Annotated in this window: 13 protein-coding genes; 8 read left to right on the top strand and 5 right to left on the bottom strand. The window is 71.4% G+C overall.

Features of this window, described 5'->3' with window-relative positions:
* The first annotated feature begins 528 nt into the window (after positions 1-528).
* The 3 genes from ABFJ78_RS48470 to ABFJ78_RS48460 all read left to right on the top strand — a co-directional run bounded on the left by ABFJ78_RS48470 (position 529) and on the right by ABFJ78_RS48460 (position 4,215).
* On the top strand, positions 529-1,293 hold the full coding sequence (locus ABFJ78_RS48470; protein WP_436394390.1) for a hypothetical protein: 765 nt from the start codon (positions 529-531) through the stop codon (positions 1,291-1,293).
* Positions 1,290-2,546: a DUF6923 family protein gene (locus tag ABFJ78_RS48465; RefSeq protein WP_436394388.1), complete on the top strand. Its 1,257-nt coding sequence runs from the start codon at positions 1,290-1,292 to the stop codon at positions 2,544-2,546. Before ABFJ78_RS48470 ends, ABFJ78_RS48465 begins: the two co-directional genes overlap by 4 nt.
* Before the next feature lie 106 nt (positions 2,547-2,652).
* Positions 2,653-4,215 carry an esterase-like activity of phytase family protein gene (locus ABFJ78_RS48460; protein WP_436394386.1) on the top strand — a complete coding sequence of 521 codons (1,563 nt, stop codon included), beginning with the start codon at positions 2,653-2,655 and terminating at the stop codon, positions 4,213-4,215.
* Here ABFJ78_RS48460 and ABFJ78_RS48455 read toward each other — a convergent pair.
* Positions 4,212-5,234: an autoinducer 2 ABC transporter substrate-binding protein gene (locus ABFJ78_RS48455; protein WP_436394396.1), complete on the bottom strand. Its 1,023-nt coding sequence runs from the start codon at positions 5,232-5,234 to the stop codon at positions 4,212-4,214. The genes ABFJ78_RS48460 and ABFJ78_RS48455 overlap by 4 nt on opposite strands.
* A 608-nt stretch (positions 5,235-5,842) precedes the next feature.
* Between ABFJ78_RS48455 and ABFJ78_RS48450 the strand changes: the two genes are divergently transcribed.
* Positions 5,843-6,295, top strand: a complete 453-nt coding sequence (locus ABFJ78_RS48450) for a DUF4396 domain-containing protein (protein ID WP_436394385.1) — start codon at positions 5,843-5,845, stop codon at positions 6,293-6,295.
* 26 nt (positions 6,296-6,321) lie between these two features.
* Here the strand turns inward: ABFJ78_RS48450 and ABFJ78_RS48445 are convergent, their stop codons facing one another.
* A complete protein-coding gene (locus tag ABFJ78_RS48445; RefSeq protein WP_436394383.1) occupies positions 6,322-7,557 on the bottom strand; it encodes a glycoside hydrolase family 88 protein in 1,236 nt (411 codons plus the stop codon).
* A gap of 104 nt (positions 7,558-7,661) precedes the next feature.
* Positions 7,662-7,784, bottom strand: a complete 123-nt coding sequence (locus ABFJ78_RS48440; RefSeq protein WP_436394381.1) for a BBE domain-containing protein — start codon at positions 7,782-7,784, stop codon at positions 7,662-7,664.
* A gap of 107 nt (positions 7,785-7,891) precedes the next feature.
* Between ABFJ78_RS48440 and ABFJ78_RS48435 the strand changes: the two genes are divergently transcribed.
* On the top strand, positions 7,892-8,344 hold the full coding sequence (locus ABFJ78_RS48435) for a hypothetical protein (RefSeq protein ID WP_436394379.1): 453 nt from the start codon (positions 7,892-7,894) through the stop codon (positions 8,342-8,344).
* Between the two features lie 45 nt (positions 8,345-8,389).
* Here the strand turns inward: ABFJ78_RS48435 and ABFJ78_RS48430 are convergent, their stop codons facing one another.
* Positions 8,390-9,604, bottom strand: a complete 1,215-nt coding sequence (locus ABFJ78_RS48430) for a hypothetical protein (RefSeq protein ID WP_436394377.1) — start codon at positions 9,602-9,604, stop codon at positions 8,390-8,392.
* An 87-nt stretch (positions 9,605-9,691) separates the two neighbouring features.
* Positions 9,692-12,625, bottom strand: coding sequence for a BTAD domain-containing putative transcriptional regulator (locus ABFJ78_RS48425; protein ID WP_436394375.1), 2,934 nt, complete (start codon positions 12,623-12,625; stop codon positions 9,692-9,694).
* Positions 12,626-12,737: 112 nt separating this feature from the next.
* On the opposite strand from ABFJ78_RS48425, the gene ABFJ78_RS48420 reads away from it, so the two are divergent.
* Genes ABFJ78_RS48420 through ABFJ78_RS48410 form a run of 3 tightly spaced genes read left to right on the top strand, consistent with a single transcriptional unit; the run spans position 12,738 to position 15,892 of the window.
* Positions 12,738-13,394, top strand: coding sequence for an SH3 domain-containing protein (locus tag ABFJ78_RS48420; protein ID WP_436394373.1), 657 nt, complete (start codon positions 12,738-12,740; stop codon positions 13,392-13,394).
* 32 nt (positions 13,395-13,426) lie between these two features.
* Positions 13,427-14,998, top strand: a complete 1,572-nt coding sequence (locus tag ABFJ78_RS48415; RefSeq protein ID WP_436394371.1) for an alkaline phosphatase D family protein — start codon at positions 13,427-13,429, stop codon at positions 14,996-14,998.
* Positions 14,999-15,022: 24 nt separating this feature from the next.
* Complete coding sequence (locus ABFJ78_RS48410) at positions 15,023-15,892, top strand: TetR family transcriptional regulator (RefSeq protein WP_436394369.1); 870 nt, start codon at positions 15,023-15,025, stop codon at positions 15,890-15,892.
* Positions 15,893-16,020 lie beyond the last annotated feature (128 nt).

Raw genomic sequence — 16,020 nt, 5'->3', positions numbered from 1 at the left:
CAGGATTTTGAGCAGCCAGCGGGAGGAGATGCCCTGCATCTGGGGGACCGACTTGGTCGTGGTCGCCAGGGTGCGGGCGGCGGCCCGGCCGAGGCTCAGTGGTGCCTGGTCGGTGTCCACCGGGTCGGTGACGGTCACAGCGAAAACCACCCCATCATTCGGAAAACCGGGTTGCGACGAAGAATCAACATAGCAACGGCGCCCGCCCGCACAATGACACGATCGGGTCCCCCGGGAGAACCACCTGTTCGACCTTCGACGATTTCGGAGACCGCGTTCGCCTTGATCGTCACCCGCCGTCCGCGGGCGTCACCCGGTCGAGAAGATGCCCAGTTCATAAGGGGATCGACGGTCGCTGCGGGGAGCGAGCGGGCCGCCGGATCACCGGTGAACTGCGCCGAACCGGCGATAACCGCGGCCCGGGTGAGGCCACTCGGATGAATCGAACAATACCCGGTTGTCCGTCCGGAAATGGGTGCACTAACTTGACCATCCTGGCGTGAATGCGCCGGTGCGGAAAGGACGTGGATGAACATCTTCGTGGCCGGCGGGCTCTGGGTGGCCGGCGCGGCCCTCGTCGGGGGCGTGATCGCGTACCTGGTCCGCCGGTTCGGCTGGGACGAGGGGCGGCCCGACAACAACGACGCGGCGGGTCAGGTGTTCACCATCGTCGGCGGGCTGCACGCCGTGCTCGTCGCATTCGTGCTCATTTCGCTGTTCGACTCGGTCGGCTCGGCGAGCCAGGACGCGCAGACCGAAGCGGACAGCCTGGTCGCGGCGACCTGGGCGGCCGACGCGCTGCCGGCCGAGACGAAGGACCGCGTGCACCAGCTCGCCGTCGCCTACGCGCGGACGGTCGAGGAGCAGGAGTGGCCGCGGCTGGCCGACGGCGGCGAGGTCGCCGCCACGGGCTGGACGCAGCTGGACCAGATGCGCCAGGCCGTCGCGGCCGCCGACGTCGACGGCGACTGGGCGATCGACCGCAAGACCGAGGCGAGCAACCAGCTCTGGTCGGTCTACCAGGCCCGCACGCAGCGGCTGAACAACGCGGGCGGCGGCGGGGTCGGCGCGGTCGTCTGGTTCGCCCTGATCCTCGGCAGCCTGATCACCGCGATCCTGCTGCCCAACCTGTTCGGCGGTACGCGGCTGGCGGCGCACGTCATCATCGTCTCGACGCTGGCCGGCACGATCACGTTACTGCTGTTCGCGATCTACCAGCTGCAGAACCCGTTCAGCGGGGGCGCGAAGATCCCGGCGGAGGCGTTCACCGGCGCGCTGGACCGGCTGGCTTGACCGGCACGCGGGCCCGCTGGGCGGCGATGCTCGGCGTGGCGGCGGCGGTTTCGGCGGTGCTGGCCGCGACGGGCTGGCTCGCGCCGGCGTCGTCCTCGAAGCGCCCGGCGGCGCAGGACCCGGACACCTGCACGATCCTGCAGGCGGAGAACGAACGCGACGGCGCGCCGACGACGTTGCGGCTGCTGTCCCTGCCCGACGGGACCACGAAACGCCTGACCCAGGCCCCGTACTGGATCAACGCGATGGGGTACTCGGCCGCGCAGGACGTGGTGTACGGCGTCGCGGACGGAACGCGCCGAGGCCGCTACGACCACGGCGCGCACGCGGTGCGGATCGACGCGTCGGGGGCGGTGACGGACCTCGGGGTGGTCGGCCGGGCGGGCGCCCAGCGTCCGGTGTGGAGCCAGGTCACCGGCGCTACCGCGGGCGCGATCGCCGGAAACCGCTGGTACGTGAGGCAGGACAGCGACCTGTACACAGTGGACGTCGACCCGGCGTCGCCGGACTACGTGCGGGTGGTCCACCGGACCCCGCTGCGGCCGGTGTCGCTCGCGGTGGGTGTCGACGACTTCGCGTACGACTCGGCTTCCGGCTTGCTGTACGGGGTGTCGACGACTTCGCGCGGCGACAGCTCGGTGGTGACGTTGGACCCGGCGACGGGGAAGGTCGTGGTGGTGCCGGATCTGCGCTTCCCGCGCGGGGGAGCGTACGGGTCGGTGGTGCTGGCGCCGGACGCGATCTACGCGACGGCCAACCGGGCGGGCCGCCGGAGCGTGACCTACCGGCTGCCCCGGGACGGCTCGGGTGCGGCGGTCGAGGTGTCGACGGGGCCGGCGTTGGTGAGCGGGGACGCCGCGGGGTGCTTCGCCGAGGCGGCTCCTCCGCCACCTCCGCCTCCTCCTACCAGTTCGGAGTCGCCGACTCCTTCGTCTCCACCACCGACTTCCTCGACCCCGCCGGAGCCGCCACCGCCGTCGCAGCCGCCGCCGGTGGAGCAACCGGCGGCGGTGACCCCGACTCCGACGCCCGCCCCGACCCCGGTGGCCACTACGGCGCCGAAGGCCGTGGAGCCGCCGCCTCCGCCTCCGCCACCGCCGTCGAAGCGGCACGCGCAGCCGAAGGAGGAACCGGAGCCGGTGGTCCAGGACACGGGAGTGCGGACGCAGGAGAAGCGCCGCTGGGGTTTGACGGCCCTGATCCTGGTCCTGGGCGGCGGCGCGGCAGTGGCCCACGGCCGCCGGCACCGCTGAGCCAGACTCGTTAACGTCCTGGACTTCTCGAAGCCGGCCACCGTCCACTTCGGGCACGGAGACTCCTCCTCCGGCGCGGTCCACGCGCCGGAAGAGGAGAAACGGGATGAAGCGGGTAACGATCGCCCTGGTTGCCGGGGTACTGGCCCTGCCGTTGGCCGCCGGGCCGGCCGAAGCGCGGGACCACGGTCCCCGGGCGAAGGACGACCACCTCAGGACCCACGCCGGGCGGACCCTGACCGCGGACCTGCTCCGCAACGACCGCGGCACCGCTGTCGTCCGGCACGCCGGCGCCGCGCACGGGACCGTCGACCTCAACGCCGACGGCACCCTCCGCTACACCCCTGCCCCGGGGTTCACCGGCCGGGATTCCTTCACCTACACCGTTTCCGACGCCGTGAAGCTCTACCCGACCGACCTGAAGCCGCTCGCCACCATCGGCGGTGTGCCGATCAAGGGCGGCGCGTACGGCTCCGCGCTCACCCCGGTCCCCGGCGAGGAGGACGAGTTCTACGGCCTCACCGACCGCGGCCCCAACGTCGACGCGCCCGACGGCGGCAAAATCGAACCCCTGCCCGCCTTCACCCCGGCCATCGGGAAGTTCCGGTTCCGCGGCGGGAAAGCCGTGCTGGAAAAGACCATCCCGCTGCGCGCCGCGGACGGCACCCCCTACAACGGCCAGGTCAGCCCGCTCGCCGACACCGGTGAGAAGATCGTCGACCTGAACGGGAACGTCCTGCCGAAGTCCGCGAACGGCTACGACTCCGAAGGCCTGGTCGCGCAGAAAGACGGCAGCTTCTGGGTTTCCGACGAGTACGGCCCCTTCATCACCCACTTCGGCCGTGACGGCCGCGCGATCGAGCGGCTCTCGCCGTTCGACGGCTCGCTGCCGGCCGAGCTCAGGTACCGCGTGCCGAACAAGGGCATGGAAGGCCTCGCGCTGACCCCGGACGGCCGGACGCTCGTCGGCGTCCTGCAGTCCGCGCTGCAGCAGCCGGACCTGACGAAGAAGCCGGGGAACGTCACCACGCTGCGGATCGTCACCGTCGACCTGCGCACGCGCGCCACCCACGAGTACCTCTACCTGCTCGACGACCCGGACACCACGGGCACCGCGGTCAGCGAGATCACCGCGCTCTCGGCGACGCGCTTCCTCGTCGACGAACGCGACGGCAAGGTGGAACCGGGCGCGTACAAGAAGCTGTTCGAGATCGACCTGACCGGCGCCACCGACGTCGGCCCGCGGGCCGCGGGCTACGACGCCGTCAAGGGTGGCGTGCTGATCGGCGGCAAGAGCATCGACGCCTACGTCGGCAAGGACACCACCGCCGAGGCGACGAAGGACCTCGCCGCCGCCGGGATCACGCCGGTGCGCAAGAAGCTGTACCTGGACCTCGGCGCCCTGGTCACCGGCCTGGACCCGAGCGGCGGCTTCTTCGGCCACGACAAGGTCGAGGGCGTCGCGACGACCGACGGCGGCCGCACGCTCGTCATCGGCAACGACAACGACTTCGGCATCGACGGCGTCACGAACGCGGCCCCGCCGTACGCGCTGCACCCGAAGACGCTGCCGGACGGCCGCCAGGACGACGGCGAATACCTGGCCGTCGACACGACCAGGCTCCCGGCGGCGACGAGCACCGCGACGGTGACGATCGACGTGCGCTAGTACTTGAACTGGTCGACGTTGTCGGCGGTGATGAGCAGCGGATCGCCCAGCAGGACGGTCTTCGACGTGGCGTCGTACTTCACCGCCGGCAACTCCAGGCTCACCTTGTTGACCGGCTGGAGCGGCTTGCCGTCGGCGACCTGCTTCGCCGTCCACGCGGTCAGGTAGCCCAGCGACTCGACGTTCCACAGCACCGACTGCGAGCACGAGCCGTCGAGCAGGTACGGCTTGATCGCCTGCGGCGTCCCGACGCCGACGGTGAACACCTGCCCGATCTTCTGCTGCTCGCGCACGGCCTTCGCGACGCCGGGCGCGGACGTCGTGCACTCGCCGACCAGGCCGGTGAGGGCCGGGTGGCGGACCATCAGTTCCTTGGCGAGTTCCGTCGCGGTGTCCTGGTCCTCGCCCGCGTACAGCGTCTCGACGAGCTGCGCCTTCGGGTAGTGCTCGGCCGCGTACTCCTTCTGGACCGAGATCCAGGTGTTGAGGTTCGCCGCGGCCGGCCCGCACGAGACGATCGCGTACTCGCCGGTGCCGCCGGTCCGCTTCATCAGCGCGTCCGTGAGCGCGGTGCCGATGCCCTGGGCGCTGGCCTGGTTGACGAACACCTCACGCTGCGTGCCCGGCGCGTCGGTGTCCGAGGTGAGCACGTGGATGCCCTTCGTCCGGGCCTCGGCGATCACCGGCGCGAGCGCGGCCGGGTCGTTCGGCGCGACGACGATGACGTCGACCTTCTTGGCGATCAGGTCGCGCACGATGCTCACCTGGGCGTCGGGGTCGACGGTCTTCGGGCCGACCGAGGACCACTCCACGCCCAGTTGCTTCGCCGCTTCGAGGCCGCCGGTGTTCATGGCCTGGAAGTACGGGATGCCGTCGACCTTCGGCACGAACGCGATCCGCGTCGGCGCCGACCCGGGCGCGCTGCCCAGCTGTTCCGAGCAGCCCCCGAGCGCGAGCGCCGCACCCAGCAGCAGCGTCGCGACCAGCCGGAACGTCTTCGTCGGCCTCCGCATCCCCACCCATTCCTCAGGACTTTCGATCGGTCTGCGCACGGTGGAGACCAAGGGGGAAGGTAGGGCCCCGCGTAACGCTGGTCAACGGGATGTGCGCAAAGGGTTACGGAAGTGAGTTCTACCTTGTGGATTTCTGGCGGCGGTTCGCCGGTCCGGCGGTATCGGCTACCGTGGGCGACGATGGCGCCCGGACCGTGTGCGCGGCCGCGCTCCCCGGCGCGAATGCCTGGCCGTGCCGGCGGCGGTTGTAGTCCTCCTGCCGGTCCGGCAAGCCGTCGAAATGGCGGCGCTCGTCCCGCGACGCACCCGGATCGCGCAGGCCATCGCCCTCGCCGACGGCATCGCAAAGGGTCGGCGGCCGGCTCACGGCGTGGCTCGGGATCCGGGGTGTACCGGCGACGGCAGGCCGCTACTCGAAGTCCGGCACGGTCGACCCCGATGCCGGCGCCAAGGCGATGGCCGGCGGATCAGCGATACCCGGCAGGCCGAGGCCGACCGGATGACCGCCTCCTCGCCACCCGATCCCGGCGCGGCCCCTGGCAGCAATCGCCAGGGGCCGCGCTGTGGCGCGCGAGACACTGGCGCAGATACCCCCAAGGGGTATAATCACCGGTATGAACGAACAGCGCGGAGCTTCGTGGGCGACAGCGATCCAGGCGACCCTGCACTGCCTGACCGGCTGTGCGATCGGTGAAGTGCTCGGCATGGTGCTCGGCACGGCGTTCGGCCTGCACAACGCGGCGACCGTCGTCCTGTCGATCGTGCTCGCGTTCGTCTTCGGCTACGGCCTGACCATGCGGGGCGTGCTGAAGTCGGGGCTGTCCGCGGCGGCCGCGTTCAAGGTCGCGCTGGCCGCGGACACCGTGTCGATCGCCGTCATGGAACTGATCGACAACACGGTCGTCGTGGCGATCCCGGGGGCGATGGACGCCGGCCTCGCCAGTTTCCTCTTCTGGCTGGCGCTGGCGCTTTCCCTGGCGGTCGCGTTCGTCGTCACCGTGCCGGTGAACAAGTGGATGATCGGGCGCGGCCTCGGCCACGCGAAGGTGCACGCGCACCACCACTAGGGGAGGTGGCGGCCTCCCCCAGTGGGTCAGACGCTCGACAGGTCGACGGCCCGGTCGACCTTCGGCCGGTCGAGCACCCGCAGGACGCCTTCCAGCAGGTAGTAGTCGGCGTAGGGGAGCGACACCTCGATGCCGTCCTCGGCCGGCCGGTTGCGGGTGCAGCGCGCGACGCTCGCTTCGGCCCGCGCCGACTTGGTCGTCAGGCACGTCTGCGAGATCGCCGACAGGATCCGCAGCGCGGCGTCGCGGTACTGCGCGCGGTGCGTGATCTCCGCGAGGTCGAGCAGGCCGCACGCCATGATCACCCCGGCGGACGCGTCCTTGATGTCGTTCGGGGCCTGCGGCGCGAGGTAGTCCCACACCGGCACGTGGTCCGGCGTCAGGTGCGACAACGCGAAGTCCGCCAGGCGCCGGGCCGTGGTCAGGAAATCCTTGTCCCCGGTGCGGCGGTGGATGGTCGTGAAGCCGTAGATCCCCCACGCCTGCCCGCGCGACCAGCACGACGCGGGGCTGTAGCCCTGCACCGTGTTCGGCCCGATCGGCGCGCCGGTGACCGGGTCGAAGTCGAAGACGTGCGGGGTCGAGCCGTCCGGCCGCAGGAAGTTGCGCTGCGCGGTCTTCGCGTGTGCGACCGCGATCTCGAGGTACTGCGGATCCCCGGTCTGCTTGCTCGCGAACGCCAGCAGATCGAGGTTCATCATCGTGTCCATGATGACGCGGCCCGCGTTGTTCGGGTCGGTCAGCGCGCCCCAGGCGCGGATGAACTTCCCGGCCGGGTTGTACCGCTTGATCAGCGACGACGCGGCCTGCACCGCGCCCGCTCGCCACTTTTCGTCGCCGGTGAGCCGGTACGCGGTCACCCACGACGGGTAGAAGAGGAAACCGAGGTCGTGCGTGCTCGTGTCGTTCTGGCGCGGCGCGAGTTTCTCCGCGGACGCCAGCGCGAGGGTCTTGAATTGTTCGTCACCGCTGTGCAGCCAGGCCAGCCACAACTGGCCGGGCCAGAATCCGCCGACCCAGTCGCCATTCTGCGAATAGGTCCATTTCTCGAACTTCGTGCCGACCGGAAACGCGGTGACGCCGGGCGCCACCGCGCGGAGCTTGGCGACCGCGTAATCGGCCGCTTGGCGGAGCGTCCGGGCGACCGATGCCTGGTCGGAGGCATCGAGGGAGGCCGCCGCGGCGACCGTCGGGGTGCTGGCGCTCGCCGCCACCGCGGCACCGGCCGCGGTGGTCAGCAGGGTTCTCCGGGTAACGCTCACAGGTGACCGCCATTCCGTGTGGGGAAATGCTCCGGGTTCCCGGAAGTTTTCCACAACGGACTGGCGCTTGTACACCCGGCGGATAGTCGTTCAAGGTTGTGAATTCATGTCCCGATGGACGGGATATTCGCATTGTGGTGGAACACGTTTCCGGGGTCGTACGCGGTCTTGATCCGCCGCAGCCGCGCGTACTTCCCCGCGCCGTACGACGTCCGGACGCGGTCCACGCCCGGTCCGCGGCGTGCAGCTCCGCGGTCGGCGCGACCGCCGCGGAGAACGCGCCTCGGACCGGGAACACCGGCACCAGCGACAGCGGCGACGACTTCCCGGGCAGGTGCGCGGCGACGACGTCGAGCACGTCGTCGGAGAGTTCGGTGAGGTACAAGGACTTCTCGTAGGCGAAGAGCCCGCGTGGCGCACCGCCGTCGAGCATCTTCTGCAGCTCGGTGTACGGGATCGGCGTGACCAGCTCGAAGAGCGCGGGCAGCCCGTCCCGGATCCGCGCGACGAGCTCGGCGTGCCGCTCCGGGCCGTCGAACCCGGCGACGATCAGCGCCACCCCGGGCGCGCCGTGGTGCGCCATCGGCACGAAGGGCACCGGCGGAGCGTTCAGGCCGGCGAGCATCGCCCCGGTGCCGTCGGGCAGCGAGGCCAGGACGTCGCGCGCGAACCGCAGAGTGTCACCGAGTGCGGCGGCCGCCGGCGCGGCCTTCGGGGCGGCACCGGCCGCGCGAAAAGGGCGAAGGCCCGGCGGGGGACACCGGGCCTTCGCGTCATCGCGGGTTGAGGGCAGTCAGCCACGCGACGTTCGGGGGCTCGCTCGAGCCGCGGTTCAGCAGTGCGGCGCGACCGGTGCGTCGGAGCCGGTCAGCAGGTAGGTGTCCGACACGTAGTGGCCGGGGCCGATCCGGTCCCAGATGGTGCTGGTGCCGAACGTGCCGGTGACACTGTCACCCTCGACGTAGCACTCGATGGTCACCTTGGCGTAGTTCGCCGCGAGCCCCTTGATGGTGGCCGAAGTGCTCGCGCTCGCCCGGACGTTCATCGGGTCGCCGGCGGTCTTCACCGTGCCGGTCGGGCCGGTGCCGGTCCACAGGTAGGTGACGTTCACGTAGCCGTTGTCGGACATGCCGAGGCCGTCCCAGAACACGCCGTCGGCGAGGTCGATGCCCGCCGGGTTCTGCACCGTGCGGCCGGAGTCGTCCTTCTTGTTGTTGTAGCCCTGCAGGTACGCGGCCTGCGCTTCGGGCGTGCCCTGCGGCAGGTCCTTGAACTCCGAGCGGACCGACGCCGGGTTCCAGTAGTCGTCCCGCTCGTTCCACGGGCCGATTTCCCAGACCGGCGCGTACTCGCAGCGGCTGCCGTCGGTGCGGCAGACGCGGGCGGTGTAGTTGCCGGTTCCCTTGGGGGACACCGACTTCCCGGAGGGGAAGGAGACGAAGTGGTCGTGGCTGGTGATGACGTGGCCGTTGGCCGTGGTGCCGCCGACGAGGCCTTCGCGGGTCCCGTAGACCTTGTAGGTCAACGCGGCGGTGGCGGCGAGCGCGTTCACCTGCGGGGTGCTGGCAGCGCTCAGCGAGACACCGCTGACGGACGGGCGGACGCCGTCGGTGTCGCTGTGCAGGCCGACGCGCACCTGCACGGAGCTGACGCTGGTCTTGAACGCCGTCCCGGCGGGTGTCCACTCGGTCCAGTCGTCGGCGCCGGTGCGGCCGCGGACGTCGACCTCGACCGAGGTGCCCTTCGGCGTGTCGGCGGTCAGCTGCGCGTCGACGCGGTTGGCGGGCGTGCCGAGCGCGTGCTCGGCGGTGATGAGGCTGCCTTCGCTGCCCGCGAAGACCCGCGCGGTTCTGTGCCACGCGGCGTCGGCCAGGGTCAGCGTCCCGCCCGCGCCGGTGACGTTGACATCGTCGCTGTCCACAGTGGACAGGTTGGCGGTCCAGCTGGTGCTGGTCGCGGCCTGGGCGGGGGCTCCGGCCAGCGCCGTCACCGCCCCGGCGGCCAGAACCGCCGCGGTCACGCGGCCGGCCTTCTTGATCCGGATCATCCCCGGTTCTCCTCTCGCACTCGTTCACTCGAACGTGGCGAAAGGTTGCCGGGGCGGCGTACATGATCCGTACAAGCAGGTTGTGCGTCAGGCCGAAACTATGTGCGGCGGCTCCTCGGCCGAGCCCACGGCCTCCGGCGGCCGCGACGAAAGTTCCCGCCAAATGGCCAACGCCCGCTCCGAGTAGTCCCGAGACCGCTCCGGCTGCGAAAGCGCCCGGTGCAGCTCACCGAGCAACTGGGAAACCTCGGCCTCCGACCGCCGGTCGCCGTTGCGCCGGTGCACCGACAGCGAGTTCACCAGCAACAGCTGCGCGTGCGCGAAGTCGCCGCTGTGCAGGCACAGCTCGCCGAGGTTTTGGTTGGCGTACCCCACGCAGTGGTCGTCGCCCAGTTCGGTGAAGATCGCGATCGCCTGGTCGACGTGCTCGCGGGCCGCCGCCAGGTTGCCCTGGTGCTGGAACAGCAACCCCAGCCGCTTGTACGCGTGGGCCTCGCGGTGGCGGTCGCCGATCGCCGCCGACAGCTCCAGCGCGTCGGTGAACCAGCGCTTCGCCGCCGCGTAGCAGCCTCGCGACATCCAGACCGCGCCCGCGCCCAGCCGCGCCACCGCTTCGCCGTTCGGGTCGCCTTCCTCCGCGAACAGCTTCAACGCCTCGTGGCAGTGATCGAGCGCCAGGCCGTCCTCGCCGTCGATGCGCAGGATCGTGGCCAGCCCGGTCAGCGCGATCGCCACGCCCTGCGCGTCGCCGACCCGCTCGAACAGCGCCTTCGACTCCTCGAACGCCACTCGCGATTCGGCGTATTCGTCCTGGTAGAGCAGGTACTGCCCGAGGTTGCGCTGCACGATCGCCTCCGCGCGCGACGACCCCGTCCGGCGGGCCGCCGCCAAAGCGATCGTGTGCGTGCTGTGCCAGTCGTCCTGGTGACCACGGAGATCGAAGTACGGCGTCAACGCCGACGCCAGCTGCCACGCCAGGTCGTCGAAGCCGTGCGAAGCGGCCAGCGAAACCGCCTGGACGCTCGTGTGCCGCTCGGCCGCGAACCACGCCGCCGGGTCGTCCGGCAGCACGTCCGCGGGCACCTCCGGCCGCGGGAGTTCCTCGTCGCGGTACATGCCGAAGAAGTGCAACGGCATTCGCCGAGCGGCTTCCAAAGCCAGTGCGAGGTACCCCTCCAGAACCCGCCGAAGCCCGGCACGCGTCTTCGCCGCGTCACTCTGCTCCGCCAGCTCCACCGCGTACACGCGCAACAAGTCGTGAAGGCGATAGCGCGGCTGCCCGGCCGAATCCGAGCCGACGAGCTCGACGAGGTGGCCGTCGACCAAGACGTCCAGGACGTCTTCCGCGTCCCGGCGGCCCAGCACCGCCGCGACCGCCCACGCCGGGAACTGGACCGGCCCGAGCAAACCGAGCCCGCGGAACGCCGTCGCCGCCGACATCGGCAGCAGGTCGTACGAAAGCGTCACGCTCGCGCGGACGGCGAGGTCGCCGACGCGGAGCTCGTCGAGCCGCCGGTGCTCGTCGCGCAGGCGGTCGGCCAGCAGCCGCAGCGTCCAGCCCGGCCGGTGCGTCAGCTTCGCGCCCGCCACCCGGATCGCCAGCGGCAGGTGCCCGCACTGGCGCAGGATCGCCGCCGCGCTCTCCGGTTCGGCGGCCACCCGCTCGGCGCCGACGATGCCCTGCAGCAGGCGCGCGCCTTCCGCCTCGGGCAGCAGGTCGACGTCGACCGGCTTCGCCCCGGCCAGCCCGGGCAGCCGGATCCGGCTCGTCACCAGCACCGCGCACGCTCCGGCGCCCGGCAGCAGCGGACGCACCTGGGCGGCGCTGCCCGCGTCGTCGAGCACGACGCACATCCGCCGCCCGGCCAGCCGCGACCGCAGCAGCGCCGAGCGTTCCGCCGGTTCGCGCGGCAGGCCGGCGTCCGGGATGCCCAGCGCGCGCAGCAGCTCGCCGAGCACGCCCATCGGCGCGCGCGGCGACGACGACGTGCCGGCCAGGTCGACGTGCAGCTGCCCGTCGGGGAAGTCGTCGCGGACCGCGTGCGCGACCCGCACGGCGAGCGCCGACTTGCCGACGCCGGGCGCGCCGGAGAGCACGACGACGGCCGGCGTGCCCGAGTCCGCGCGTTCGCGCAGCAGGCCGACGACCTCGCGGAGCACGTCGTCGCGGCCGGTGAAGTCGGGCAGGTCCAGCGGCAGCTGGCAGACCGGGACGAACTCCGCCGCGCGCACGGCGGGAGCGGTTTCGGAGACGAGCGTCGCGCGCAGTTCGCGCAGCCGCGCGCCGGGTTCGGCGGCGAGCTCTTCGCGCAGGACGCGCTCGGCGGATTCGTACGCTTCGATGGCGTCCGAGGTCCGCCCGGCCGCGCGCAACGCGACGATCAGCTGAGCCCACAGCTCTTCGCGCAGCGGGTGCTCGGTGACCAGCCCGCGCAGCTCGGCGACGGCCTCGCCGCAGCGGCCGAGGTCGATCCGCGCGCGCAGGCGCTGTTCCTGGACGGACAGGCGGAGTTCGGCGAGCCGGGCGACGGTCGCGCCCCAGCTGTGGTCGTGCGGCAGTCCTTCGAGGACTTCGCCGCGCCACAGCGCGTCGGCCCGGTCGAGGAGCTTGAGAGCGCTTTCGGCGTCGGCGCGGTCGAGCGCTTCCTGCGCTTCGCCCGCCAAGGTCGTGAAGGCGAGGTGGTCCAGTTCTTCCGGGGACGCGGTCAGCAGGTAGCCGGAGGCGCGGCTGCTGATCCGTTCGCCCAGGTCGGGGTCGATTTCGGCGAACCGTCTTCGGAGCGAATGGACGTACGTCCGGATGTTCGCCGCGGCCGACCGCGGGGCCGATTCCGGCCACAGCACCTCGACCAGCACGTCGGCGGACACGACGACGTTCGGCTGCAGCGCCAGCGCGGCGAGCAGCAGCCGGGGCTTCGGCCCGCCGAGCGGGATCACCCGCCCGGAAGCGGTGACCTCCAGCGGTCCGAGGACGCGGATGGTAAGCGAGGTGGCCTCAACCTGCCCGATGAGTTCCCCCATAACCGGATGCTATGGCCCGTTCGACCCCACGGGCTAGATCCATTCGGAGTGTCTGCGCAGGCCCGTGGGCGCTTTGTACGAGTCGTGTACGAGCCCCGGTCACGCTCCCGCCATGAAGCGTTCGAACCTCCGGCGTACGGCCGGCTTAGGGGTTGTGCTCGCGACGGTCGGCGCGCTCGCGGTGGGCGGCGCGCTCGAGGCGTCGGCGGCCGCGACCGGCACCGTCAAGACCGCGGGCGACCCCCTCAACGTCCGCCGGGCGCCCACCGCGAGCGCGACGGCCGTCAAGACCGTCGCGAACGGCGCGTCCGTGACCATCGACTGCCAGATCACCGGTACTTCGGTGACCGGGACCTACGGCACGAGCGCCTTGTGGGACTACGTGCCCGCGCTCGGCGGGTACATCTCGGACACCTACGTCTACACCGGCTCCGACCTGCGGATCGCGCCCGACTGCGGGGTCGGCTCGGGCAGCGGCCAGTGCGCCGACGCCTGCGCGGGGGAGGCGACGTACCGCTCGTCCGACTCGCACTTCGTCGTCTACGACAAGAACGCCGACGGCTACTCGGCCGTCGTCGCGTATTGGCTCAAGGGCGGCGCCGGGCCGTTCTACGTCTGGAACTCCGGCGGCGAGGGCTCCTCGGTGGACAAGGCCGTGAGCGTCCCGCACGGCGGCTGGGTCTTCTACAAGGTCTGCGTCGCCAACTACACGACCGCCAAACCCGCGCTGCTGTCCTGCAGCGACGGCATCACCGACTTCGCGGCCTGACCGCGGCTCCCCTCCCCGAAAGGCTTTCCGACATGGTTGACCTCAACCGGCGCAAGGTGCTGCTCGGCGGGCTCGCCGCGGTCACCGCCACCGCGGCGTCGGCCGCGCTGCCGTCCTGGGCGAACGCCCGCACCACCGCGGCCGCCCCCACCATCCACGACCCCTTCCAGCTCGGCGTCGCCTCGGGCGATCCGCTGCCCGACAGCGTGGTGCTGTGGACGAGACTCGCGCCGGCGCCGCTCAACCCGGACGGCTTCGGCGGCATGCCGGACGCGACCTACGCGGTCGACTGGGAGATCGCGAACGACGAGGCGTTCACCTCGATCGTGCAGAGCGGTTCGGCGGACGCGGTCCGCGCGGCCGGGCACAGCGTCCACATCGAACCCGTCGGCCTGCAGCCGGCGCGCGAGTACTTCTACCGCTTCAAGAGCGCGGGCTACATCTCGCCGGTCGGCCGGACGCGCACCGCGCCCGCCGCCGGGGCCGCGGTCAACCAGCTCAAGTACTGCTTCAGTTCCTGCCAGCACTGGGAGGAGGGCTACTACCACGCGTACAAGGGCATCGTCGCCGACGACCCGGACCTGGTGCTGTTCCTCGGCGACTACATCTACGAGAAGAAGTCGGGCCGCACCGCGCAGGAGCGCAACCCGCGCAGCCTGGCCTTCACCGAGGACGTGACGACGCTCGCGCAGTACCGCGCCCGGCACGCCCAGCACAAGACCGACGCCGACCTGCAGGCCGCGCACGCGATCGCGCCGTGGATCGTGGTGTTCGACGACCACGAAGTGATGAACAACTGGAACGGCACCACTTCACCGGCTTCGGCCGCGCGCAAGGCCGCCGGGTTCCAGGCCTTCTACGAGAACACCCCGATCCGCTCCACGGCCAAGCCGAACGGCTCGTCGATCCAGCTGTACCGCCAGTTCGTCTGGGGCAATCTGGCCCGCTTCCACATGCTCGACACTCGCCAGTACCGCAGCGCGCAAGTGACCGATCCGTCGGGTGACGCGGGCCCGGCCTGCACGGACATGCGCAGCACCTCGCGCAGCATCCTCGGCGGCACCGAGGAAGCCTGGCTGCTCAAGCAGTTCGAGTCGCACCCGACCACGTGGGACTTCCTCGGCCAGCAGGTCTTCTTCGCCACGCGGGACGGCGACGGCAACAAGGCCACCTGCGAAAGCCCGGATTCCTGGCAGGGCTACGAGGCCTCCCGGAACCGGATCCAGCAGGGCTGGGTCGACCGCAAGGTCGCCAACCCGGTCGTGCTCACCGGCGACGTCCACCGGCACTGGGCGGCCGACCTGCGGCTGGACTACTTCGACCACAGCGACCCGGTCATCGGCTCCGAGCTGGTCACGACGTCGGTCACTAGCAACAGCGACACCGCGTCCGCACCGAGCTCGACCTGGTACGCGAACAACCCGCACGTCAAGTACTGCAAGGGCGAGCGCGGGTACGTCCGCGTCACGACCACGCCGTCGCAGACGCGGGCGGACTTCATGACGACGTCCGACACCAGCGTGTACGACCCGGCGTCGGTCGTGATCAAAAACGACCGCAGCTACGTAGTGCAAGCGGGGAAGCCCGGACTCCAGCAGGTCTGAGCCCTGGGCGCTACGCTGCGTGACGTGACTGAAGAACTGGGCCTGCGGGAGCGCAAGAAGCTCCGCACGCGGGCGGCGATCTCGGCGGCGGCGATCGGGCTCTTCCTCGAGCGCGGGTTCGACGCCGTCGGGGTCGCCGAGGTGGCGCGGGTGGCCGAGGTGTCCAAGCGGACCCTATTCGCCTATTTCCCGTCGAAGGAGGACCTGGTGCTGCACCGGTTCGCCGACCACGAGACGGACGCGGCGGACGTCGTCCGCGCGCGCCGGCCCGGGCAGGGCGCGCTCTCGGCCCTGCGGGAGGCGTTCCTGCGCGGGCTCGAAGAGCGTTCGCCGGTCACCGGCCTGTGCGACGAGCCCGCGGTGCTCGCGGTGTTCCGGCTGGTCACCGGCACGCCGGCGCTGGTGGCCCGGCTGGCGGAGTTCGCGTCCGCCGGGGAGGCGGCGCTGGCCGCCGCGCTCGCCGAGGCCGGCGTCCCGCCGCTCGATTCCGCACTGGCCGCGGCGCAGATCGCGGCGGTCCGCCGGACCCTCGCCACGGCGAACATGGACGCGGTCGCGGCCGGCGTCCCGGCGGCGCGGCGGCACCCGGAGGCCGTCGCGGCGGCCGAACGGGCGTTCCACCTGCTGACGTCCGGGCNGCGTCCCGCCGCTCGATTCCGCACTGGCCGCGGCGCAGATCGCGGCGGTCCGCCGGACCCTCGCCACGGCGAACATGGACGCGGTCGCGGCCGGCGTCCCGGCGGCGCGGCGGCACCCGGAGGCCGTCGCGGCGGCCGAACGGGCGTTCCACCTGCTGACGTCCGGGCTAGGGTTCGCCTGAGCCACCCGGATCATGCCGAATTCATGGTCCGGACCATGACGAACGCACGGTTTCGCCGGGCCCGGCGAAGGTAGACTGCGAAAATCCTGAAAGGACACCGGAGCCGGCCCGGTGTCCCCACCGCTTTCCGGCCTCACGAACACCGGGGGGACCCGCGTCCGACTGGGGGTGGCGCGGGTCCCCCGGGCCTCACGTGATCGGT

This window comes from Amycolatopsis sp. MEPSY49 (assembly GCF_051337345.1).
Lineage (GTDB): Bacteria > Actinomycetota > Actinomycetes > Mycobacteriales > Pseudonocardiaceae > Amycolatopsis.
The sequence above is the reverse complement of the archived record's forward strand: the minus strand, read 5'-3'. Positions and strand labels throughout refer to the sequence as shown.

What these genes read in the sequence shown, in the direction of transcription:
- ABFJ78_RS48470 (WP_436394390.1), top strand. Translation starts at nt 529, where the DNA reads ATGAACATCTTCGTGGCCGGCGGGCTCTGGGTGGCCGGCGCGGCCCTC.
- ABFJ78_RS48460 (WP_436394386.1), top strand. Translation starts at nt 2,653, where the DNA reads ATGAAGCGGGTAACGATCGCCCTGGTTGCCGGGGTACTGGCCCTGCCG.
- ABFJ78_RS48450 (WP_436394385.1), top strand. Translation starts at nt 5,843, where the DNA reads ATGAACGAACAGCGCGGAGCTTCGTGGGCGACAGCGATCCAGGCGACC.
- ABFJ78_RS48430 (WP_436394377.1), bottom strand. Translation starts at nt 9,604, where the DNA reads ATGATCCGGATCAAGAAGGCCGGCCGCGTGACCGCGGCGGTTCTGGCC.
- ABFJ78_RS48425 (WP_436394375.1), bottom strand. Translation starts at nt 12,625, where the DNA reads ATGGGGGAACTCATCGGGCAGGTTGAGGCCACCTCGCTTACCATCCGC.
- ABFJ78_RS48420 (WP_436394373.1), top strand. Translation starts at nt 12,738, where the DNA reads ATGAAGCGTTCGAACCTCCGGCGTACGGCCGGCTTAGGGGTTGTGCTC.
- ABFJ78_RS48415 (WP_436394371.1), top strand. Translation starts at nt 13,427, where the DNA reads ATGGTTGACCTCAACCGGCGCAAGGTGCTGCTCGGCGGGCTCGCCGCG.